The 20,742-nt window shown below is 43.9% G+C and carries 22 protein-coding genes; 16 read left to right on the top strand and 6 right to left on the bottom strand.

The window, feature by feature from the left end; translation table 11 throughout:
• Window positions 1-7 precede the first annotated feature (7 nt).
• Window positions 8-838, top strand: coding sequence for a metal ABC transporter permease (locus GGR02_RS06415; RefSeq protein ID WP_183183910.1), 831 nt, complete (start codon window positions 8-10; stop codon window positions 836-838).
• Between the two features lie 4 nt (window positions 839-842).
• Window positions 843-1,268 (top strand): Fur family transcriptional regulator, encoded by a 426-nt coding sequence (locus GGR02_RS06410; RefSeq protein ID WP_183183909.1) that lies wholly within the window; start codon window positions 843-845, stop codon window positions 1,266-1,268.
• Window positions 1,269-1,286: 18 nt separating this feature from the next.
• Here the strand turns inward: GGR02_RS06410 and GGR02_RS06405 are convergent, their stop codons facing one another.
• Complete coding sequence (locus GGR02_RS06405) at window positions 1,287-1,883, bottom strand: hypothetical protein (RefSeq protein ID WP_183183908.1); 597 nt, start codon at window positions 1,881-1,883, stop codon at window positions 1,287-1,289.
• Window positions 1,884-2,028: 145 nt separating this feature from the next.
• Here GGR02_RS06405 and GGR02_RS06400 point away from each other — a divergent pair, with 145 nt between their 5' ends.
• On the top strand, window positions 2,029-2,376 hold the full coding sequence (locus GGR02_RS06400) for a DUF4190 domain-containing protein (protein WP_183183907.1): 348 nt from the start codon (window positions 2,029-2,031) through the stop codon (window positions 2,374-2,376).
• Between the two features lie 26 nt (window positions 2,377-2,402).
• Here the strand turns inward: GGR02_RS06400 and ispG are convergent, their stop codons facing one another.
• Both ispG and GGR02_RS06390 read right to left on the bottom strand, forming a co-directional pair.
• On the bottom strand, window positions 2,403-3,497 hold the full coding sequence (gene ispG / locus GGR02_RS06395) for a flavodoxin-dependent (E)-4-hydroxy-3-methylbut-2-enyl-diphosphate synthase (RefSeq protein WP_183183906.1): 1,095 nt from the start codon (window positions 3,495-3,497) through the stop codon (window positions 2,403-2,405).
• Window positions 3,498-3,579: 82 nt separating this feature from the next.
• Window positions 3,580-3,894 carry a LysM peptidoglycan-binding domain-containing protein gene (locus tag GGR02_RS06390; protein ID WP_183183905.1) on the bottom strand — a complete coding sequence of 105 codons (315 nt, stop codon included), beginning with the start codon at window positions 3,892-3,894 and terminating at the stop codon, window positions 3,580-3,582.
• Between the two features lie 151 nt (window positions 3,895-4,045).
• Between GGR02_RS06390 and GGR02_RS06385 the strand changes: the two genes are divergently transcribed.
• Complete coding sequence (locus GGR02_RS06385; RefSeq protein ID WP_183183904.1) at window positions 4,046-5,770, top strand: methyl-accepting chemotaxis protein; 1,725 nt, start codon at window positions 4,046-4,048, stop codon at window positions 5,768-5,770.
• A 26-nt stretch (window positions 5,771-5,796) separates the two neighbouring features.
• Here GGR02_RS06385 and GGR02_RS06380 read toward each other — a convergent pair whose 3' ends face one another.
• Window positions 5,797-6,564: a DUF1189 domain-containing protein gene (locus tag GGR02_RS06380; RefSeq protein WP_183183903.1), complete on the bottom strand. Its 768-nt coding sequence runs from the start codon at window positions 6,562-6,564 to the stop codon at window positions 5,797-5,799.
• 166 nt (window positions 6,565-6,730) lie between these two features.
• On the opposite strand from GGR02_RS06380, the gene GGR02_RS06375 reads away from it, so the two are divergent.
• The 8 genes from GGR02_RS06375 to phoU all read left to right on the top strand — a co-directional run bounded on the left by GGR02_RS06375 (window position 6,731) and on the right by phoU (window position 15,624).
• Entirely contained in the window at window positions 6,731-7,339 is a 609-nt protein-coding gene (locus tag GGR02_RS06375) for a superoxide dismutase (protein ID WP_183183902.1), read from the top strand.
• Between the two features lie 348 nt (window positions 7,340-7,687).
• Complete coding sequence (locus tag GGR02_RS06370; RefSeq protein WP_183183901.1) at window positions 7,688-8,932, top strand: MFS transporter; 1,245 nt, start codon at window positions 7,688-7,690, stop codon at window positions 8,930-8,932.
• Between the two features lie 83 nt (window positions 8,933-9,015).
• Window positions 9,016-11,136 carry a peptidoglycan D,D-transpeptidase FtsI family protein gene (locus GGR02_RS06365; RefSeq protein ID WP_229706109.1) on the top strand — a complete coding sequence of 707 codons (2,121 nt, stop codon included), beginning with the start codon at window positions 9,016-9,018 and terminating at the stop codon, window positions 11,134-11,136.
• Window positions 11,137-11,254: 118 nt separating this feature from the next.
• The gene (locus GGR02_RS06360; RefSeq protein WP_183183899.1) at window positions 11,255-12,226 is read left to right on the top strand and encodes a PstS family phosphate ABC transporter substrate-binding protein; all 972 of its coding nucleotides are present in this window, start codon (window positions 11,255-11,257) and stop codon (window positions 12,224-12,226) included.
• A gap of 76 nt (window positions 12,227-12,302) precedes the next feature.
• The gene (gene pstC / locus GGR02_RS06355) at window positions 12,303-13,250 is read left to right on the top strand and encodes a phosphate ABC transporter permease subunit PstC (protein ID WP_373286609.1); all 948 of its coding nucleotides are present in this window, start codon (window positions 12,303-12,305) and stop codon (window positions 13,248-13,250) included.
• A 38-nt stretch (window positions 13,251-13,288) separates the two neighbouring features.
• On the top strand, window positions 13,289-14,131 hold the full coding sequence (pstA, locus tag GGR02_RS06350) for a phosphate ABC transporter permease PstA (protein WP_373286608.1): 843 nt from the start codon (window positions 13,289-13,291) through the stop codon (window positions 14,129-14,131).
• Window positions 14,132-14,138: 7 nt separating this feature from the next.
• The gene (pstB, locus tag GGR02_RS06345) at window positions 14,139-14,957 is read left to right on the top strand and encodes a phosphate ABC transporter ATP-binding protein PstB (protein WP_373286607.1); all 819 of its coding nucleotides are present in this window, start codon (window positions 14,139-14,141) and stop codon (window positions 14,955-14,957) included.
• A 16-nt stretch (window positions 14,958-14,973) separates the two neighbouring features.
• Window positions 14,974-15,624: a phosphate signaling complex protein PhoU gene (phoU, locus tag GGR02_RS06340; RefSeq protein WP_183183895.1), complete on the top strand. Its 651-nt coding sequence runs from the start codon at window positions 14,974-14,976 to the stop codon at window positions 15,622-15,624.
• Window positions 15,625-15,813: 189 nt separating this feature from the next.
• Here the strand turns inward: phoU and GGR02_RS06335 are convergent, their stop codons facing one another.
• Window positions 15,814-16,251, bottom strand: coding sequence for an endolytic transglycosylase MltG (locus tag GGR02_RS06335; RefSeq protein WP_183183894.1), 438 nt, complete (start codon window positions 16,249-16,251; stop codon window positions 15,814-15,816).
• A complete protein-coding gene (locus GGR02_RS06330) occupies window positions 16,248-16,598 on the bottom strand; it encodes a hypothetical protein (protein WP_183183893.1) in 351 nt (116 codons plus the stop codon). Before GGR02_RS06330 ends, GGR02_RS06335 begins: the two co-directional genes overlap by 4 nt.
• Window positions 16,599-16,737: 139 nt before the next feature.
• Here GGR02_RS06330 and GGR02_RS06325 point away from each other — a divergent pair, with 139 nt between their 5' ends.
• From GGR02_RS06325 to GGR02_RS06310, 4 genes are all read left to right on the top strand, one after another.
• The gene (locus GGR02_RS06325) at window positions 16,738-19,113 is read left to right on the top strand and encodes a sugar phosphate nucleotidyltransferase (RefSeq protein ID WP_183183892.1); all 2,376 of its coding nucleotides are present in this window, start codon (window positions 16,738-16,740) and stop codon (window positions 19,111-19,113) included.
• 74 nt (window positions 19,114-19,187) lie between these two features.
• Window positions 19,188-19,337, top strand: coding sequence for a 50S ribosomal protein L33 (gene rpmG / locus GGR02_RS06320; RefSeq protein WP_066326207.1), 150 nt, complete (start codon window positions 19,188-19,190; stop codon window positions 19,335-19,337).
• A gap of 48 nt (window positions 19,338-19,385) precedes the next feature.
• Entirely contained in the window at window positions 19,386-19,949 is a 564-nt protein-coding gene (locus tag GGR02_RS06315) for a 5-formyltetrahydrofolate cyclo-ligase (protein WP_183183891.1), read from the top strand.
• Window positions 19,942-20,706 (top strand): DUF92 domain-containing protein, encoded by a 765-nt coding sequence (locus tag GGR02_RS06310; RefSeq protein WP_183183890.1) that lies wholly within the window; start codon window positions 19,942-19,944, stop codon window positions 20,704-20,706. The genes GGR02_RS06315 and GGR02_RS06310 overlap by 8 nt, the downstream gene beginning before the upstream one ends.
• Window positions 20,707-20,742 lie beyond the last annotated feature (36 nt).

The raw sequence follows: 20,742 nt of genomic DNA, 5'->3' as shown, positions 1-20,742 counted from the left end.
GATTGTAATGATTGAAGCGATGTTTCAATACGAGTTTTTGCGCAACGCCTTTTTTGCCGGTGTATTGATTGGGCTTGTAGCCCCGCTATTAGGCGTGTTTATCGTCGTCCGTCGGTTATCGTTAATCGCTGATGCGTTGAGCCATGTGACGCTGGCGGGGATTGCTGCTAGCTTATTGATGGAAAAAAAAATCGGATTGCTCAGCTGGAATCCACTGTATATGGGGATGGGATTTTCTGTTGCTGGGTCGTTGTTGATTGAAAAATTGCGCAGCGTCTATAAGCATTATCAAGAATTGGCGATTCCGATTATTTTATCCGGCGGAATCGGATTAAGCGTCATTTTTATTTCATTGGCAAACGGATTTAATACGGATTTGTTTTCGTATTTGTTCGGCAGCGTGAGTGCCGTCAGCCGGCAAGATGTGTGGGTCATTGTAAGCATTGCCATTGTCGTTGTCGCAACGATTTGGTTTTTATATAAAGAGTTGTTTCTTCTGTCGTTTGATGAAGAATATGCGCTTGCTTCCGGCATTCGGGCGAGGGCAATTCATTTTGTGTTTATTGTATTAGTGGCGTTAGTGATTGCGGCTTCGATGCGCATTGTTGGCATTTTGTTAGTGTCGTCGCTAATGACGCTTCCGGTTGCCGCTAGCATTCGTGTGGCAAAAGGGTTTAAGCAAGCGATTGCGTATTCGGTTTTCTTTGGCGAGCTGTCGGTAATTGCTGGATTGTTTTTGTCGTATGAGCTAGATTTGGCGCCGGGCGGAACGATTGTGATGCTTTCTGTCTGCATTTTGCTTATCACAATTTGGTGGAAAAAATGGAAAAGGGGATAAGGAAATGAATGTTGCGCAAGCCATTCAGCTGATGAAAGAAAAAGGGTTTAAGCACACGGGCAAGCGAGAAGAGATGCTGCATTTGTTTTCGCGCACGGATAAATATTTAACAGCAAAAGACGTATTAGAGGCGTTAAAAAACGACTATCCCGGCTTAAGCTTTGATACGATTTATCGCAATTTATCGCTGTTTGTTGAGCTCGGCATTTTAGAAATGACGGAATTGTCTGGTGAGAAGCATTTTCGTTTTAAGTGCGATAGCACGCACCACCATCATCACTTTATTTGTATGGAATGCGGCAAAACGAAAGAAATTGCTACATGCCCGATGGGGGAATTGCAGGAGCATTTGCAAGGCTATGAAGTAGCGGATCATAAATTTGAAATATACGGAAAATGTCCAGAATGTCAACGGGATATCTCGTATTAAAGAGATATCCCGTTTGGTTTATGCACGCTCACTTGCATTTGTTAACGGTGATGGCGATAAAAGCCTGTCAATATGCTGTTTCGCCTCTAGCCATGTTTTCACGCGGATGACTTGTTTTGGCAATGGACCTTGGTTATATGGGGTGTCGAATAAAATGACAGGGATGTTGCATTGTTCGCCGATGTCGCAAGCGTTGTCGTATTTGTCTTCGAAAAAGGCAGCGATATTGTATGTTTTTACCGCTTCGATTTTATCGTGCGAGCCTATCAGTTCGATATGATGGTAATGAACCCCATGTTTTTGAAACCATTGCTCGGTAATGTCGTATAAATGTTTGCCGCGGGCGCTAATATAAAATAGTTCGTATTGCTGTTTCCAGCTATCGATGACTTCAAGCGCATTTGGCGCGAGCGGCGCTTCTTTGTAAATCATTGCTTCGTATTGTTCCATCCACCGATCGATTTCTTCCTCGGTTGTGTCATACAAAGGTGCTAAATTGTATTGCGTAATGTCTGCAAGCGTTAATTGTTTTTGGAACGTGCGGTTTAAATAAGGGATAAATGTACTTGGACAAGTAACGGTTCCATCGATGTCGATGCCAAGACGTTTTTTCATTTCGATATAAAGCACTCCTTTCTATTCGATATTGTAACATATCGCATGCAATTTTCCTGCATATGAAAACATTCGCAGCGATATTTTTTCGGAAACGACCGATACTAAAAATGCTCCTTTTACTTTACGAAAGCGAGGGAACAACATGGGAGATAATAACAAACGTACGTACGGAAGTTACGTGCAATCGATTGGTCGAGTTGAACGAGAGCCAGATTTTATGGAAGAGACGTCCGCAGAAATCGCTGAACCGGTTCGTCGATATGACGAACGGGAAGAAAGAGAAGGAGCAAATGGAAGCGGCTGGGGATGGACGGCGCTTGCCTTGTCGATTCTTTCCTTGTTTATTATGCCGATTTTGTTAGGAGCAGCAGGGATTATTGTCGGCTTTATGGCGCGTCGACGCGGAGCAACGACGTTAGGAATGTGGGCAATCGGCATCGGCGTAGTGTCGATTATTATAAAATTGTTTGTGATTCCGTTTTATTACTAAAAGAAAAAAGCTTGGCGCGGAATGCGTCAAGCTTTTGCTTGGTTAGCGAAATATTCTTCTGCGAGTTTATCGACTTCTTTTTTCAATTCTTCGACCATTTTTTCTTCTGGAACTTTACGGACGATTTGTCCGTGGCGGAATAATAGTCCTTCCCCGCGCGCCCCGGCGATGCCGATATCCGCTTCGCGCGCTTCTCCAGGGCCGTTGACGGCGCAACCGAGGACAGCGACTTTAATTGGCGCCTTAATGTTTGCGATGTATTCTTCGATTTCATTCGCGATGCTAATTAAATCAATTTCGATTCGTCCGCACGTCGGACAAGAAATAAGTGTCGCTGCATTTGCCGCCAAGCCAAATGCTTTTAACAATTCGCGAGCGACTTTCACTTCTTCGACCGGATCGGCGCTTAACGAAATGCGGACAGTATTTCCGATTCCTTTGCTTAAAATGGCGCCGAGCCCAGCCGCACTCTTTACTGTTCCAGCGAAAAGCGTGCCTGATTCAGTAATGCCAAGATGAAGCGGGTAGTCGAACGTTCTTGCTGCCTTTTCGTACGCTTCAATCGCAAGGCGAACATCGGATGCTTTCAATGATACGATAATGTCGTGAAAATCAAGCTCTTCTAAAATGCGGATATGGTATAAGGCGCTTTCGACCATCCCGTCGGCGGTCGGATAGCCGTATTTTTCTAAAATCCGCTTTTCGAGCGAACCGGCGTTGACGCCAATTCGAATCGGAATTCCGCGTTCTTTCGCTGCTTTAACGACCGCTTCGACTTTTTCGCGGCGGCCGATGTTTCCCGGGTTGATGCGAATTTTATCCGCACCGCCTTCGATTGCTTTTAATGCTAATTTGTAGTCAAAATGAATATCAACGACAAGCGGGATGTTAATTCGTTTTTTAATTTCTGAAATGGCGTTTGCCGCCCGTTCATCTGGGCAGGCGACGCGGACGATTTGGCAGCCTGCTTCTTCTAATCGATGTATTTCAGCAACCGTCGCATCGACATCGTGTGTTTTGGTCGTTGTCATACTTTGAATAATGACTTCGTTGCTTCCGCCGATTGTCAAGTTGCCGACGCGAACCGGACGGGTTTTTGAACGATGAATGATTTCATTCACGGATCCTTCGCTCCTTTAAGAACTTATGCTTTCTGCACTATTGTATCAATGTTTATAGGAAATTGACAAGAAATTCGCGGAGTTACTTGCGATAGACAGGAATTTTATACGATTTTCCGATTTGTAAAGCAGTTGCTTTGACGCCAGGGTTTAACGATTCAAAATCACGAATGAGCGTGTCGATCGGTACAGGCAAGGGCCCTTTTTGCTGCTGTTCGACGATGGAAACGAGCGTGTCGCCGGCTTTTATTTCGATTATTTGATACGGGAGGCGTTTCGCTGTTTCTGTTTCATGGACCGGTGCGTTTGTTTGTGTCGGCAACGTCCCTTTTGCAACATCGTAGTAAACAACGTACAAAAGAAAAAGAAAAACGAGCACGCGAATTAGCTTTTTCATTAGAGCATTCCCCCAAAAGGTCGTTATTACTATGTATGCTTGTCCATGAAAAATATGTTCTCTTTTCCTAAAATTAATAGTTGTTTAACAGTTGCTTAACACTTTGTAAGTATGATGTATGTATCAATGTTCAAGTAAGGTGGGGGAGAACGTGCGAAAAAACCGATTCGTCTTAGGAATGAGAAAATGGAGGAGCAATGTAGTGAAACAGGGAAGGTTACGTATTAGCTTGCAAACTCGTCTGCTTTTCTTATTTTTAAGTTTATTGATTGGATCTATTGGCGTTGTCGGATTCGTTTCGTATCAGAAAGCAAAAGAAACAACATTGCACATCATCGAAAACCGCCTTGAGCGTGAAGCTAATATGATGTACGAGATTGCGCAAAATTTAATGTATATGTATGTAGGAAACGAAGATAAATTTTTGGCAAAAATCAACGGAAGCGTTCGAAAGCAACAGGCGGAATTAATGCAGGACGGGCTACAAGCGGACTTTTTTCTTATTGTAGATCATGATGTGCAGCCGTTTAAAACAAGTGAACAGGCAAACATACATTTTCCGCAAAAGTTAGTAGAAAGCATCCGCAAAACAAAACAAGGGGTAATTCATTACTCGCTCAATAGTGTAGACTATACAATTGCTTATAAAGAAATCCAAGAACTAAAAGGCATTTATGTACTCGTTGTGCCGACTATTTCTTATATGGAGACAATCGAACAACTTGGGCGATTTACAGTTGCTACTGTTGCAATAAGCGCGTTATTGTCGTCTCTTTTTGTGATTACATTTGTCAAAAGTTTAACCAATCCGCTCATGCAATTACGAAATTGGATGAAAAAAGTCGAGCAAGGGGATTTACGTTCTCAGCTGGACATTAAAACAACAGCCCCAGAAATTCGTTCGTTAGTAGACGGATTCAATCAAATGCTTAGCAATATGAAGAAAATGATTGCCGAGATCAACACAACAACTGTTCGTTTATCCCAAACAGGCGAAGAATTAAAAGATTCTTCCGAGCATGTCTTGCACGGAGGCAAGGAGTTAATTGCAGCCATTAACATCGTCAAGCAAGGCGCTGAGGAGACAGCGTTGTCATCGGATGAGAGTGTGCAAACGTTTGAGCGGATGAAGGAGCAAATCACTGTTGTATTACAAAACATGGAACAAATTAGTACGAGTTCGGCGGAGATGAATCGTTCGGCTAAAATCGGCGAAAACAATATGAACGAATTAGTAGAAGCGATTACTTCTATCAGTAAAACATTTGCGAAAACGAAAGAAACCGTCATAGGTGTGAAAGAGCATGCCGACGATATTACGAATGTCGTTGATGTTATTAAACAAATCGCTGAACAAACGAAACTGCTCGCTTTAAATGCGACGATTGAAGCGGCAAGAGCAGGGGAATCAGGAAGAGGATTTGCTGTCGTAGCAGGAGAAATAAGAAAGTTAGCGGAGCAGTCAGCAAAAGCGACAGAAGAAATCGCGCAGTCGATTCAAGCGATGGAACAAGTGTCGGATAAAGCTGCTGATGCATTTACAAATATGTCAACCGAAATTGCCTCATATTTAACGAATGCCAGTCGGTCGAAACAGTCCATTGAACAGTTGATGAATGAAATTTCCCGCGTCAGTGCGCATCTCGTACATATGAAAGAAGGGTTAGAAAAACTGCATGAAACGTTGCCGCAGATGGAGCAATCGGCATTGGAATTTGCTTCAGTTTCTCAAGAAACGCTTGCTAGTGCGAAACAAATGCTTCATTCTTCGGAAGAGCAAACGGCGCAAATGAAAAAAATGTATCGGACGGGGCTAAAATTAACTGATTTATCGAAGTCGCTTGAAAAGCTGACAACAAGCTTTCAAGTCGAATAAAACCGGTCAACGTAATGTCGACCGGTTTATTCTTTTAAGGTTGGTGACGGAATTTCTTTTATTGCTAAAAAGAGGACGGTGATAGAAACGAACCAATGGACAAACGGCGCATACGGCACAGCTGCTTGAACGGTTTCCATGACGGCAAAAAAGACGGTCGACAGCGTGATCGCGTAAGCAGACATTACCCACGTATGCCGATAGGAAATGTTTTTGTCTAGCGTGCTTCGTAAAATAAGCCCAATAAATGCGAGAACAGAAACCCCAACAAATTTACTAGCGCTTATAAATACGTAAATAAAAACAAAGAGAAGCGGAATAAATACCGGAAGTAATGACTGTACCGTTCCGAGAAACGAGCGAACGTCTGCATCTGTTAATGTCATATTAGAAAACATGGCATAGTCATAAGTCTGCGTTTGTCCGTTTGTTACAATAACCGCTTCGTGCTTTAATAAGCCGATAGCGTTCGTTGCCCGCTCCATTTCTTCTGTTGTAACCTTCCCTGTGCTATCAAAGACAATCGTCAAGCCGTGCTCGTTAATCGTGATAGGCTGTGTAGCAGAAGAAGCAAGTTTTCCGTTTTCAATGTTGAAAGACGGTATCTCGTTTTCCAATAACGTTTTCATGTAGCGAATCCCATCAACTAAATTAACGGACATATAATATGACAGCGGCAGTGACGAAAGAAATGCTAGCAAAAAAACATATCCAATCGCTTTTCCGATTTTTTGAAAGCGAAAGCGGGCGATATCCTTCGGAGAGTACAAACTTTTCCATAACTGCATGAACATATTTTCTTTCACACCTTTCCTATCATTCCATGTTCATTGTATCGATTCTTAGTTACATAGGCAAATAAATTGAAACATTGTGGCAATTTTGGTAAGCTAATTTTAGGTGGACGTGAAAAAAGTCACACCCGTCCACGTACATAATGACAACAAAGGAGGAATTGAAATGCCTTTTGAATTACCACCATTACCTTACGCGTATGATGCGCTTGAGCCGCACATTGACAAAGAAACGATGAACATTCATCACACAAAACACCATAACACGTACGTGACAAACTTAAACGCTGCGTTAGAAGGACATGCAGAGTTGCAAAATAAAACGTTGGAAGAATTGCTTAGCAACTTAGACGCGCTTCCAGAAAGCATTCGCACAGCGGTTCGCAACAACGGAGGCGGACATGCGAACCATTCACTTTTCTGGACGATTCTTTCACCAAACGGTGGCGGCGAGCCAACAGGAGAATTAGCCGAAGCAATCACCAAAAAATTCGGCAGCTTTGCGGCGTTTAAAGAAGAGTTTGCAAAAGCAGCAACGACTCGTTTCGGTTCAGGATGGGCTTGGCTTGTGGTGAACAACGGTGAACTAGAAGTGACAAGCACTCCAAACCAAGACACGCCAATCATGGAAGGAAAAACGCCAATTCTTGGCTTAGACGTTTGGGAGCATGCGTACTACTTAAAATATCAAAACCGTCGCCCAGAATATATTTCTGCATTCTGGAACGTTGTGAACTGGGACGAAGTAGCAAAACGTTATCAAGAAGCAAAATAATGACAAAAAGTAACGGTGTTGATTATCCATTGTTTTGTTACAAAACATCATGGATGCACCGCTGAATACAAGCTTTTCTGCCGTTTCCTTCGAACAAGAACGCCGGCGGGCAAAGACAATTTGCCCGCAAAGCGTTCATTGTTCGAGGGGGGCATGCACTCTGCATGCCCAGTCGGCAAACGAACGGTTTGCCGACTACGACAGAAAAGCTAGAAATATGGTGGTGTCAACTTTATTTATTCGTTCATCAACACACCTGTAAAAAAGGATGGCTTTTCGCCGTCCTTTTTTGTATAGAAGAAAGAAAAGCTGCCAACACTACCGTTTAGATGAAAAGGGGAGTTGGCGATGGCGATTTTCACACAAATAGTTAATCAAAAAGCAAAACGGGATTTGGTATTGCTATTGTGCATTGGTGGGTGTTATGCGCTTAGCGTAGCGCTGTCGAATACGTTTGTGAACGTCTATTTGTGGAAACAATCTGGAGAGTTTCGCGATTTAGCGCTCTACCAGTTAGCAATCGTCACGATGCAGCCACTGACGTTTCTTTTCGCAGGAAGGTTAGCGAAACAAGTCGACCGCATTATCGTCTTACGTCTTGGTGTGTCGTTTTTAGCGCTTTTTTTTCTGAGCGTGCTCATCGTCGGCAATCACGCGCGCGATTATTTGCTTTTACTTGGCGCTTTATTAGGGATTGGGTACGGTTTTTATTGGCTTGCGTTTAATGTGCTGACGTTTGAAATTACGGAACCAGATACGCGTGATTTTTTTAATGGTTTTTTAGGCATTTTAACGTCGGTAGCGGGGATGATTGGGCCGATTGTTGCTGGGTATTTTATTTCTTCCCTTGCCCAATCGATTGGCTACACCGTGATCTTTTCGACTTCCCTTGGGTTGTTTGTTGCGGCGGTCGCGCTTAGCTTTTTTCTGCAAAGGCGTCCGGCAAATGGGACATATAGCGTATGGGGCATTCTAAAGGAGCGGAAAACGAATAAAAACTGGCGGCTTATTACAAGTGCGCATTTTTTTCAAGGATTGCGTGAAGGAATTTTCGTCTTTGTTATTTCCGTCTTTGTTTATGTAGTGACAGGCAGTGAATGGGCGCTTGGGAAATTTGCGTTTGTCAATTCCTTTACTTCATTTATCGCTTATTACGTCGTGTCTCGCTTTGTTCAGCCGGTGCATCGGAAAAAAGCGATTTTATGTGGCGGTTTATTGTTGTATATTTCGCTTTTTCTCATTGTTTTTCAGCTTTCTTACCCCCGTCTTTTGTTGTATGCAGCAACCATTGCGGTTGCGTATCCGCTCCTTCTCGTTCCGTATTCTTCGTTGACGTTTGATGTGATTGGGAAAAGTAAGAATTCTGCGGAACGGCGGGTCGAATATATCGTAGTGCGCGAATTGTTTTTAAACGGTGGGCGGGTGGCGTCGATTTTGTTATTTTTATTGACGATTGCTTTGTTTGATGAAAAAATAGCCATTCCTCCGCTCATGCTTGTGCTTGGTGCAGGGCATTCGCTTATTTATTTCTTCGTTCGTCGCATCCGAGTCGATAGTGGGCATCCGCGCGTAGAAGAAGGCTCTCATTCCTAGAGCCTCTTTTTTATGCGCTTTTCTAGCCAAACGGTATGTTTTCTTTTAAAATAAACATGGAACGAAAAAGGGAGGGTTTTATCTTGAAGAAAAAGAAAAGGGCGCAAGTGCCGTTTCGATTGAATATATTGTTCTTTGGCGTATTTTTATTATTTTCGGCGTTAATTTTACGGCTTGGCGTCGTGCAAATTGTATACGGGGAACAATACCGAAAAGAGGTAGAGCGAACGGAAAATGTGACCGTAAGTATGCCGGTGCCGCGCGGGAAAATTTACGATCGATACAACCGTGTCATTGTCGATAACATTCCGCTCAATGCAATTACGTATACGCGTACGAAAACGACAACTCCAGAAGATACGCTAGTCATTGCTGAACGGTTAGCAAAATACATTGATAAACCGACGGATAAAATTACAGAGCGGGACATGAAAGATTATTGGATTTTAACGAGAAAAGAAAAAGCGAAAGAAAAGGTGAGCGAGTCAGAGAAAAAAGCATGGAAGAAAAGAGGACTATCTGATAAAGAGCTCGACAAAAAAATTTACGAACTGACATTGGAACGAATTACTCCAGACGATTTAAAAGAAATTACACCACAAGAAATGAAAGTGTTAGCGATTAAACGAGAACTCGATGGCGGTTATGCGTTAACGCCGCAAATTGTCAAAAATAAAGACGTCACTAATCAAGAATATGCGGTCGTCAGCGAACATTTAGAAGAATTGCCAGGGGTGGATACGACGACGGATTGGGAGCGGCGCTATGTGTATGGAAATACGTTTCGTTCGGTGCTCGGTAGCGTAACAAGCGATAGCGAAGGGGTGCCGCGCGAACAGCTAGATTATTTTTTAGCGCGCGACTATAGTCGAAACGACCGCGTCGGGAAAAGTTACTTAGAAGCGCAGTACGAAGATGTGTTGCACGGAAAAAAAGCGAAAATAAAAAATATTACTGACAAATCAGGAAATGTGATAGAAACGGAAACAGTATATGATGGGCAGCGCGGCAAAGACGTTGTACTGACGATTGATATCGAACTGCAGCAACGCGTCGAACAAATTATCGAAGACGAACTAAAAGCAGCAAAACGATTTGGTGGAACTCCACTGCTAGACCGGGCGTTTGTTGTTATGATGAATCCGAAAACAGGTGAAATTTTAGCAATGGCAGGGAAACGGTTTGTCAAAGATAAAAATGGAAAAGTCGAGTTGCAAGACTATGCGCTCGGGACGATGACATCCGCGTATGCGATGGGCTCCGCGGTTAAAGGGGCAACGGTTTTAACCGGGTTGCAAACAGGTGTTCTCCATCCGTATACGTACATCGTCGACGAACCGCTTTATATTAAAGGAACGCCGGTGAAAAAATCGTACCAAACGATGGGGCGGATTAACGAATTGACAGCCTTGCAACGTTCATCGAACGTGTATATGTTTAAAACAGCAATCGCGATCGGTGGCGGAGTATATCGCCCGCATGCGCCGCTTGCAATTAACACAGAAGCATTTTCAACGATTCGTCGCTACTTTAGCCAATTTGGTTTAGGGGTAAAGACAGGGATTGATTTGCCGAATGAAATTATCGGGTTTCAAGGAACAAGTACGTTGCCGGGATTTTTATTAGACCTTGCCATCGGGCAATATGATATGTATACGCCGCTGCAAATGGCGCAATATATTTCTACGATCGCAAATGGCGGTTATCGAATGAAACCACAAATTGTCAAAGAAATTCGTGAACCGAATAATGATGGCAAAGAACTCGGACCGGTCATTCGTGATTTTCAGCCAGTTGTACTCAATCGAGTCGATATGAAAACAGAGTACATTAATCACGTGAAAGAAGGGTTGCGTCGCGTCATGCAAGAAAAGGGAGGAACAGCAGCGGGCTTTTTCGCGGATGCTCCGTACAAACCAGCAGGGAAAACAGGGACAGCCCAAGCGTTTTATGACGGACCAATTCAAAGCATGCGAAACGCGCAGACGTACAACTTAACGCTTGTCGGCTATGCCCCATATAACGACCCTGAAGTATCGTTTGCGGTCGTCGTGCCGTGGGCATATCAAAAAGAACCGCACTATCCAATTAACAACAAAATCGGTCGTCGCATTTTAGATGCGTATTTTGAGCTAAAGCAAAAAAAAGTAACCGGAACTACTACGACAACGGAACAAACTGAAAACGTGCAAAAGCAGCCTTAACCAAGGGCTGCTTTTATCTTTACAAAACGTTAACATTGCATTAAAACGCAATTAATACTGCTCCGTTATTCTTGAACATGTAAAGCAAACCACGAAAAATGGTAGGAGGAAATGACGAATGAAAAACTGGAAAGTTGTTGCACTCTCAACGATGTTCAGCGGAGTGCTGGCATTCACAACAGCATGTGGGGGCAATGCTACTAATGAAGGAGAGAAAAACGGTTCTAGTCAACAACTGCAAGGCGACGTAAAAATGGACGGTTCTTCAACGGTATTTCCAATCATGGAGGCAACAGCAGAAGAATATATGGCGGAACAGCCAGGCGTAAAAGTATCTGTTGGGGTATCTGGAACAGGCGGTGGATTTGAGAAATTCACCAAAGGAGAAACAGATTTCTCTAACGCTTCTCGCCCGATTAAAGACGAAGAAAAACAAGCAGCGCAAAAAAATGGTATTGAATATCAAGAGTTTAAAATTGCCTACGACGGTCTTTCAGTCGTTGTTAATAAAGAAAATACGTGGGTAGATCATTTAACGGTAGATGAGTTGAAGAAAATTTGGACATCTGGTGCGGTTAGCGGAAACGACAAAGTGAAATGGTCTGATATTCGTAAAGGCTGGCCAGATGAAGAAATTAAATTATTCTCCCCAGGTCACGATTCAGGGACGTTCGACTATTTCGATGAAGTCATTTTAAATAAACAACCGATTAACAAAAACGCCCAGTTATCAGAAGATGATAACGTACTTGTTAAGGGTGTTGAGGGCGATAAAAATGCGATTGGGTATTTCGGGTTCGCCTATTATGTAGAAAATAAAAACAAATTGAAAGTTGTACCAATTGACGGTGGCAACGGTCCAGTGGAGCCGACGCATGAAACGATTCGCAGCGGCGAATATAAACCGCTTTCTCGCCCATTGTTTACCTACGTCAACTTAAAATCGTTAAAAGAAAAGCCGCAAGTGTATGATTTTGCGAAATACATTTTAGAAAATGGGGCTAAGTTTTCTGAAGATGTCGGATATGTAGCGTTGCCGAAAGACGAGTATACTCAACAGTTAAAGACGCTCGAAGGATTAAAAAAATAACAAAAGACGATGAGATGAGAAGCAAAATGATGCTTCTCATCTCGTCATGAAAAAAGGAAGGGGTTTTCGGATGGCTATGTCAAAGCAAGAGAGACGAGCATACTCCGTTCGCGAAATGATAAAAGAGAAAAAAGCAAGTAAAAATAGAGTAAACATAATGGAAAAAATAATGCCAAAGCTATTACTACTAACAGCAGCCGTATCTATGTTTACCACGCTAGGGATTGTATTCACGCTTTTATTTGAAACGTTTACATTCTTTAGCCGTGTATCGATTGTAGAGTTTTTGACAGCAAAAGAATGGTTGCCGTGGAATGAAAAAAGTGGTTCATTCGGGATAGCGCCACTTGTAACTGGAACATTATTAACTACTGCGATTGCAATGTTAGTAGCTATTCCCGTTGGGCTAGCGTCAGCGATTTATTTGAGTGAATATGCAACCGAACGAACAAGAAAAATCATTAAGCCGATATTAGAAGTGTTGGCAGGGATTCCTACGATTGTGTACGGTTTTTTTGCATTAACATTTGTTACACCGTTGTTGCAAAAAATTATTCCTGGATTGGAAGTATTTAACGCCCTTAGTCCTGGTCTTGTGATGGGGATTATGATTATCCCGATGGTCGCTTCTTTATCAGAGGATGCGATGAGTTCAGTACCGAATGCCATTCGAGAAGGAGCGTTAGGACTTGGTTCTACAAAGCTAGAAACTGCGGTAAAAATAGTGCTTCCAGCCGCTGCATCTGGCGTAATTGCCTCGTTCGTGCTGGCTATCTCCCGTGCGATTGGAGAAACGATGATTGTTGCGGTAGCAGGGGGTTCATCGCCAGTATTAACATTTGATGTCACACAATCAATCCAAACGATGACTGCATACATCGTACAAGTGACAACAGGTGATGCCGGATACGGAACAACGATTTACTACAGTATTTATGCAGTCGGAATGACACTTTTTGTCTTTACGTTAGCGATGAACTTACTGGCACAATATATTTCTCGTCGCTTTAGGGAGGAATATTGATGAAACGATTGGTCGATCATAGCGAAGTTATTCAGCACATGAACGGACGGTTAGTGAAAAACAACATCTTTAAGCTTTTATTTTTCTTTGCGACCGTATTTGGGTTAATTATCCTTGTTGTTCTTCTCTATCGGGTATTCACTCAAGCAACTGGCTGGCTAAACATTGATTTTCTACAAAACTTCCCCTCTCGTATACCGGAACGGGCGGGGATTAAAGCAGCGTTAGTCGGATCGATTTGGCTCATGGCAATGGTTGCGCCACTTTCACTTTTTTTAGGTGTGGGGACAGCCATTTACTTAGAGGAATATGCAAAAAAGAGTCGATTTACAGATTTTATCCAAACAAACATTTCTAACTTGGCAGGTGTACCGTCGATTGTGTTCGGTTTGCTTGGATTAACGGTATTTGCACGAGGAATGGAGCTAGGGAGAAGTGTATTAGCTGCGGGGTTAACAATGAGCTTGCTTGTATTGCCGGTGATCGTCGTTGCTTCTCAAGAGGCGCTTCGTGCGGTGCCAAACCAGCTTCGGGAAGCATCGTACGGAATGGGAGCGACGAAATGGCAGACGATTTACCGAGTGGTGTTGCCAGCTGCCGTTCCAGGCATTTTAACTGGGAGCATTTTGGCACTGTCCCGTGCAATCGGTGAAACAGCTCCTTTAATTGTATTAGGTATCCCAACGTTTATTGCATATTTGCCGAAAAGTGTGTTCGATACATTCACGGTCATGCCAATGCAAATTTACAACTGGACGGGAAGACCGCAAGAGGAGTTTCAACATGTGGCAGCAGCAGGAATTGTTGTGTTGCTTGTTTTATTAGTTATGCTCAACTCGATTGCAATATGGATTCGGAATAAATTTCAAAAACGGTTTTAGCGCCTAGATGAAGGAGAGGGGTTTTATGTTGACAATGGTAAAAGAAAAGACGATAGCGCCTACTGAAGAAAAAGCAGTTGTTTACCGCACAAAAGAATTGAATTTATGGTATGGTGAGCATCATGCGTTAAAAAATATTGAATTAGACATTTATGAGAACGAAGTAACGGCAATTATCGGTCCATCAGGATGCGGGAAGTCGACGTACATTAAAACGTTAAACCGAATGATTGAACTTGTACCGAACGTGCGCACATCGGGCGAAATTACGTATCGCGGTCGCAATATTTTTGATCCGACGTATCGCGTTGAAGAATTGCGCACACAAGTGGGCATGGTGTTCCAAAAGCCAAATCCGTTTCCGAAATCCATTTATGAAAACGTCGCCTATGGTCCGCGCATTCATGGCATTCGCGACAAAAAAATACTCGATGAAATTGTGGAAAAAAGTTTGCGCGGGGCAGCGATTTGGGACGAAGTGAAAGACCGCCTTCATGAAAATGCGTATGGATTGTCGGGTGGACAGCAACAGCGGTTATGCATCGCCCGTTGCTTAGCGATTGAACCAGATGTCATTTTAATGGACGAACCGACATCGGCGCTTGATCCGATTTCGACGCTAAAAGTCGAAGAATTGATTGAAGAGTTAAAGAAAAACTACAGCATTATCATCGTGACGCACAACATGCAGCAAGCGGCTCGCATTTCCGACCGGACCGCGTTTTTCTTGAATGGAGAAGTAGTCGAGTTTGCGGAAACAGACCAATTATTCTCGACTCCGGCAGACAAGCGGACAGAAGATTACATTACTGGTCGATTCGGATAAAAAGGAGACGGGAACGATGAGAGGAAAATTTCAATACGACTTAAAAACGTTGCAACAAAAACTGATAGAGTTAGGCAATTTAACAGAAACTGCGCTGATCCAAGCGATTGAGGCATTTCAAACGAAAAACGTCGATCAAGCGTTAGAAGTGATCGAGCGCGACAGCCAAATTGACATGTTAGAAGAAGAAATTAACGATTTTGCGATTTTGTTAATTGCCAAACAACAGCCCGTCGCAATTGACTTGCGCCGCATTGTCGTCGCCATTAAAATCGCGACCGATGTGGAGCGAATTGCCGATTACGCGGTGAACATTGCGAAAGCGACGATTCGTATCGGTGAACAGCCGTTTGTGATGGGGATCGATAAGCTTGTTCGCATGCATCAAATTGCGCTAGACATGGTTTCGCTCGGGTTAAAAGCGTATAACGAAGAGGATGTCGCATTAGCGCGCAAAATTTCCGACATGGACGACGAAGTCGATGAATTATATGGGCAAATTATGCGTGATTTGTTACAGCTTGAGCATTCGCAAGAAAATTTCTCGCAAATGAACATGCTGTCATTAATTGCGCGCTATCTCGAGCGCACAGCGGACCACGTCACCAACATGGCAGAACATGTCGTGTATCTCGTCAAAGGAAGACATTATGATTTAAATAGTTAATGAAAAGGTGAGCGAAGGGCTCACCTTTTTTCAAAAAGGTAAGAAAGTATAAAATCTTACCATTAGGTGGAGCGCTGTCTAGCTCCAAGCGCCATCGGCTCGAGTCGCTCCGCCCCACGCTGCGGCGGCGAAGCCTCCTCGGTGGGGCTTGTGCGATCTTCGCCGATCGGCGGGCGCTTTGCGCTTTTCTTAATGCGTTAACATCGCCGCGATTTGTTCGTAGCTCATGTCGCTACGAATTTCGTACGTGCCGGGGCGAATTGCCCGTGTAAGCTGATGCGTTTCTAAGTAAGAGGTAAGAGCATCTGCATCGGCAATGATGTTCGCTGCTTCTAATTCTTTCGCGAACTTGGCAGGAACGTCCCCTTTTTCAATGACAAGATGATAAATATGAACGGTAGTAATATTCGGTGTCCGCTGTTTTGCTTGTTTGTTCGCTTTGCTTGCTTTTTCTTTAAGTGCAGTATATTGCGCGTTGCTCAGCGCAATTTTGTGATGTTTTTGCAAATAAGCGTCTACTTGTGCTTTTGTTAGCGGTTGCTGCTTGTCGTACTGATAATAGACAACCCCAAGGATAGAAGTCGAAAGCAACATGCCAAGTGCAAAAGCGCGAATTTCTTTTTTCATCGAGCAATCCCCCGCAACACCATGCGAACTTCTTCTACCGTCATTGCCGTTTCTCGGGCAATTTGCTCTGCGGAAAGCCCTTGTTTATAAAGGAGCCGGATGCGGTCGTGCACAGAGAAAGCAGCGGTTTCCGCCCGTGTTTTTGTCGATTGTATTACGTCGTCCATCAGCAATTCTTCCTCTAACACTTTCAGCCGTTTTTTTAGCTGGTATGTTTCTTGGGCAAGCGAAAGCGTTAACTGATCGAGCTGCTCTTCGACTTGTTTGAGGCGGTCTTTTCCAAAAAAAGATACAAGTAGTAAAAAAACCGATATCCCAATTAGTGCAAACATCACATATTCCATCATTTGTATCACCCTTTTTGAATATAACATAAATAACTACATAAAATCGACAAAATGTCTATCTTGTATACGTGAGTGACGAAAGATAAAATAAAAACAGAGATATTTTAAGAATATTCCGTAAAATCCAGGGGGTGGGGGGATGAAAGCAATTATTATGGCTGGCGGGCGAGGAACGCGGCTCCGACCGCTTACTTGCGACGTGCCAAAGCCAATGGTGCCGCTTGTTGGAAAGCCAGTGCTAGAATACGCAATTGATTGGCTAAAGCGGTTTGGGGTGACGGATATTGCGATTACGATTCACTATTTGGGGGAAACGATTAAGACGTATTTCGGGGACGGCAGCCGCTTTGGAGTGAATATTTGTTATTTTGAAGAACAAGAGCCGCTCGGAACAGCAGGGAGCATAAAAAACGCCATGTCATTTATTGACGATACGTTTATCGTCGTCAGCGGCGACGCTTTAACGGATATTGATTTATTTGAAGCGATGGCGTTTCACCGCGACCGCGGTGCGCTTGCGACGATTGTAGCAACGAAGCAAGCTAATCCGCTCGATTACGGCGGAATTATTACGGCAAGCGATGGACGGGTAAAACAATTGGTGGAGAAGCCGAAATGGAACGAAGTGTATAGCGATTTAGTAAACACAGGAATTTATCTGTTCGAACGGGAGATTTTCCAATACATGAAAGAAGACAAATGTGATTTTAGCAACGATATTTTTCCATACTTAATGCAGCAAAATGCCCCACTTTATGCCTTTTTTGCGGATGGCTATTGGTTGGATATCGGAAGCATTGAGCAATATCGAAAGGCACATATCGACTTGTTAAATAAGCGCGTAAATGTTTCGCCCCCAGGGCAGGAAGTATTTCCTCATGTTTGGGTCGGTGCAGGCGCTAAAATTGAAGATGGCGCGGTTATCGTCGGCCCGGCGTTTATTGGCGAAGGAGGATGTGTTCGTAAATATGCGAAAATTGACCCATATACCGTCATCGGCGCAAACGTGCATATCGGCGAACATACGTCAGTGAAACGCAGCATTATTTGGGATCGCGTCTATATCGGGCGCTATGCAGAATTGCGTGGAAGTTTAGTCGCAAACGATACGTACGTAGCGAACCATGTGGAGTTGCTCGAACAATCCGTCGTCGGTAGCCATTGTACAATTCAGCCGAACGTGCATGTGAAACCGAATACGAAAATCTGGCCAAGTAAAACGATTGTCGAGGGAACGGTCGTTCATTCGTCTCTTTTCTGGGGAACAGATGCTTCGCAACCGCTCTTTGGTGTGCGTGGCATTTCTGGAGTAGCGAATGTCGAGATGACCCCAGACTATGCGGCTAAACTCGGTGCCGCTTACGGCAGCATATTGCCGCTACACAGCCACGTCATCGTTGCGAGTGATGGGCATCCGTTTACAACCATGATGAAACAATCGTTTTCCCAAGGATTGCATGCCTCTGGCATTTGTACGACCGAATGGCAAGAAGGGACAACAGCACCAGTCGTCCGCTACCACCTCTCTCGCTTATCTCATGCTGGTGGGGCATATTTCTTTTTAGAAAATGACAAAGTGTATATCGATTTATATGACGAATGTGGCTACCCACTCGATCGCTTCCAAGAAAAAAAACTAGAGCATACATTTGCCCAAGGGAATATTCGTCGCGTTGCGTTTGAACAAATCGGGTATGCCAACTATGAACGTCAGCCAAGCGCTCCATACATTCAAGCAATGCGTCAATATATGTCGCTTTCTCTTCACCCAAACGCGCTCTTTGTTTCGGACGCAAATGCTTCTTCACTTATCGAACAGTTGTTTTCAACCCACGAAGTCACCATAATTAAACAAACATCTCTTCACGAACTGCGCGAATATCTCAAAGCAACAAACGCCTTATTTGCTGTCGTGGCGAAAAAAGACGGCGAACAATTTTTCATAATGGACGAAACAGGGAATATGATAACGGAGGAGCAGCTATTTTCGCTTTATACGCTCGTATCGCTTCTCTTTCATTCAGATCGCTCGGTGCCGCTTCCGGCGTATGCCCCTTCTGGATTAGAGTCGGTTGCCAGCCGTTTAAACGGCAGCACGAAGCGAGTAGAAGGAACGCGACGAGAAATGTTGCGCGCATGGTCGCATCCGTTTCATTTTTTGTACGATGCGGTGTTTGCGTTTGTTCAGCTGCTTCAGCTTTTTGCCGTCGAAGCCCGCCCGCTATCGCAAGTTATCGCTTCCCTTCCACGCCTACATTGGTTAAAAGATTACGTGTTCTGCCCGTGGAACGCTCGCGCGGTCGTGATGCGGAAGCTTATCGAAGACGAAAGCGAAACGAACGTAGATGTCGGTGGCGGCATTAAAGTACGCCATCCGGATGGCAGTTGGACGTTTATTTTGCCGGAAGTAGATCAGCCGGTATTTACGATTTATTCTGAGGCGTTTGACGGGCAAAAAGTGCGGGAAACGGTCACACGATATATAAAAAAAATTCGCCAATATCAAAATGTCTAAATTAAATATGGAAATCGCGAAAAAAAAATGCTATCATAGAAAGGTCTGATTATAAAAAGTTTGGAGGGAAAAAGATGCGCGTAAACATTACATTAGCTTGCACAGAATGCGGCGAACGTAACTATATTTCCACAAAAAATAAACGCAATAATCCAGACCGTCTGGAACTAAAAAAATATTGCCCACGAGATAAAAAAGCAACTGTTCATCGTGAAACAAAGTAAGCAGTAGGAAGCGATTTCCTGCTGCTTTTTTGTTAAAGGAGGAAAAGGATGAAATCGTTTATTCGCGAACAAATGAGAGAACGGCTGCGGCAATTAACGCCGGAAGAAAAGCGAGCATACGACGAACAAATTGCCGCTAAGTTATACGCTTTTTCGGGGTGGCAACAAGCGACGACGGTGGCACTGACGGTTTCCAAAGGGCAAGAGATTAATACAATGCCTATCATTGAAAAGGCGTGGGAAGAAGGGAAGATCGTTTGTGTGCCAAAATGCTATCCGGAAACGAAGACGATGACGTTTCGCGCGATTCGCTCGTTTGCCCAGCTAGAAACAGTATATTTTGGACTAAGGGAGCCAATCGAAGCGATCACAGAAGAAATACCCCCACAGGCGATTGAGTTAATGATTGTCCCTGGTATTTGCTTTTCTACCGATGGGTATCGAATCGGATATGGCGGCGGCTATTATGACCGGTATTTACAACAAGTGAAAAGCCCGACTGCTTCGTTAGCATACTCGTTTCAAGTGATAGAACAGCTGCCAATCGAGCCGCACGACATACCGGTCGATGTTATTATTACGAATGAAAAGGTCATCGTTTGCCATGAATGAGTATATCGCGATCGTATTCGTTGCTATCGGTGGGTTTTTCGTTCGTTCGCTTTCTTTGTCAGGGGCAATAGCGACGATGCTTGTCGGGACGGCAGTAGCGGCTAGCTTTTCTTGGCAAGGATTATGTTTGCTCGGGGTATTTTTTGCGACGTCTAGTGTTTGGAGCCATTTTCGCCATCAGCAAAAACAATTACTAGCAGAGAAAATAGAAAAAGGGGCACAGCGTGATTATGTGCAAGTGCTCGCCAACGGCAGCATTCCAGCGGCGATTAGCTTGCTTGCTCTCGTTTTCCCTCATTGGAGTTGGCATGGGCTATTTGCCGTTTCCATTGCCGCGGCGAACGCAGATACATGGGCATCGGAAATTGGGAGCGTCAGCCGCCAATCCCCAAGAATGATTACAACGTGGAAAAAAGTCGAGCCAGGCACATCGGGGGCGGTGACATCGCTTGGAACGCTCGCCTCTTTTTTCGGCGCGTTCGTGATTGCGCTTGTCGGGAACGTATTATGGCATGACATTTCCATAGTTGCCGTCAGTACTTTCGGCTTTTTCGGCAGCGTTGTAGATACATATCTCGGTGCCGTTTGGCAAGCTTCGTACCGCTGCACGGTGTGTGGAATCGAAACGGAAAAGCGAAAGCATTGCGGAAAACAAACGATAAGAATAAAAGGGCAAGATTGGTTAAATAATGACGTTGTGAACTGGCTCGCCATTTTTTGTTCAACGATTGTTTACTTTTTTGTCATGAAGTTGTAATAGTTATAAGGAAAAGTAAAAAAAGAAACGGTGTAC

It is taken from the genome of Anoxybacteroides voinovskiense (genome assembly GCF_014196205.1).
Taxonomy (GTDB): Bacteria; Bacillota; Bacilli; order Bacillales; family Anoxybacillaceae; genus Anoxybacteroides; species Anoxybacteroides voinovskiense.
Note: the sequence above shows the minus strand (reverse complement) of the source record. Positions and strands in the feature narration are given on the sequence as shown.

What these genes read in the sequence shown, in the direction of transcription:
- rpmG (WP_066326207.1), top strand. Translation starts at nt 19,188, where the DNA reads ATGCGCGTAAACATTACATTAGCTTGCACAGAATGCGGCGAACGTAAC.
- GGR02_RS06360 (WP_183183899.1), top strand. Translation starts at nt 11,255, where the DNA reads ATGAAAAACTGGAAAGTTGTTGCACTCTCAACGATGTTCAGCGGAGTG.
- GGR02_RS06330 (WP_183183893.1), bottom strand. Translation starts at nt 16,598, where the DNA reads ATGATGGAATATGTGATGTTTGCACTAATTGGGATATCGGTTTTTTTA.
- GGR02_RS06415 (WP_183183910.1), top strand. Translation starts at nt 8, where the DNA reads ATGATTGAAGCGATGTTTCAATACGAGTTTTTGCGCAACGCCTTTTTT.
- GGR02_RS06315 (WP_183183891.1), top strand. Translation starts at nt 19,386, where the DNA reads ATGAAATCGTTTATTCGCGAACAAATGAGAGAACGGCTGCGGCAATTA.
- GGR02_RS06380 (WP_183183903.1), bottom strand. Translation starts at nt 6,564, where the DNA reads ATGTTCATGCAGTTATGGAAAAGTTTGTACTCTCCGAAGGATATCGCC.
- GGR02_RS06375 (WP_183183902.1), top strand. Translation starts at nt 6,731, where the DNA reads ATGCCTTTTGAATTACCACCATTACCTTACGCGTATGATGCGCTTGAG.
- phoU (WP_183183895.1), top strand. Translation starts at nt 14,974, where the DNA reads ATGAGAGGAAAATTTCAATACGACTTAAAAACGTTGCAACAAAAACTG.
- pstB (WP_373286607.1), top strand. Translation starts at nt 14,139, where the DNA reads ATGAAGGAGAGGGGTTTTATGTTGACAATGGTAAAAGAAAAGACGATA.
- GGR02_RS06405 (WP_183183908.1), bottom strand. Translation starts at nt 1,883, where the DNA reads ATGAAAAAACGTCTTGGCATCGACATCGATGGAACCGTTACTTGTCCA.
- pstC (WP_373286609.1), top strand. Translation starts at nt 12,303, where the DNA reads ATGTCAAAGCAAGAGAGACGAGCATACTCCGTTCGCGAAATGATAAAA.
- GGR02_RS06410 (WP_183183909.1), top strand. Translation starts at nt 843, where the DNA reads ATGAATGTTGCGCAAGCCATTCAGCTGATGAAAGAAAAAGGGTTTAAG.
- GGR02_RS06370 (WP_183183901.1), top strand. Translation starts at nt 7,688, where the DNA reads ATGGCGATTTTCACACAAATAGTTAATCAAAAAGCAAAACGGGATTTG.
- GGR02_RS06390 (WP_183183905.1), bottom strand. Translation starts at nt 3,894, where the DNA reads ATGAAAAAGCTAATTCGCGTGCTCGTTTTTCTTTTTCTTTTGTACGTT.
- GGR02_RS06325 (WP_183183892.1), top strand. Translation starts at nt 16,738, where the DNA reads ATGAAAGCAATTATTATGGCTGGCGGGCGAGGAACGCGGCTCCGACCG.
- GGR02_RS06310 (WP_183183890.1), top strand. Translation starts at nt 19,942, where the DNA reads ATGAATGAGTATATCGCGATCGTATTCGTTGCTATCGGTGGGTTTTTC.
- pstA (WP_373286608.1), top strand. Translation starts at nt 13,289, where the DNA reads ATGAACGGACGGTTAGTGAAAAACAACATCTTTAAGCTTTTATTTTTC.
- GGR02_RS06335 (WP_183183894.1), bottom strand. Translation starts at nt 16,251, where the DNA reads ATGAAAAAAGAAATTCGCGCTTTTGCACTTGGCATGTTGCTTTCGACT.
- GGR02_RS06400 (WP_183183907.1), top strand. Translation starts at nt 2,029, where the DNA reads ATGGGAGATAATAACAAACGTACGTACGGAAGTTACGTGCAATCGATT.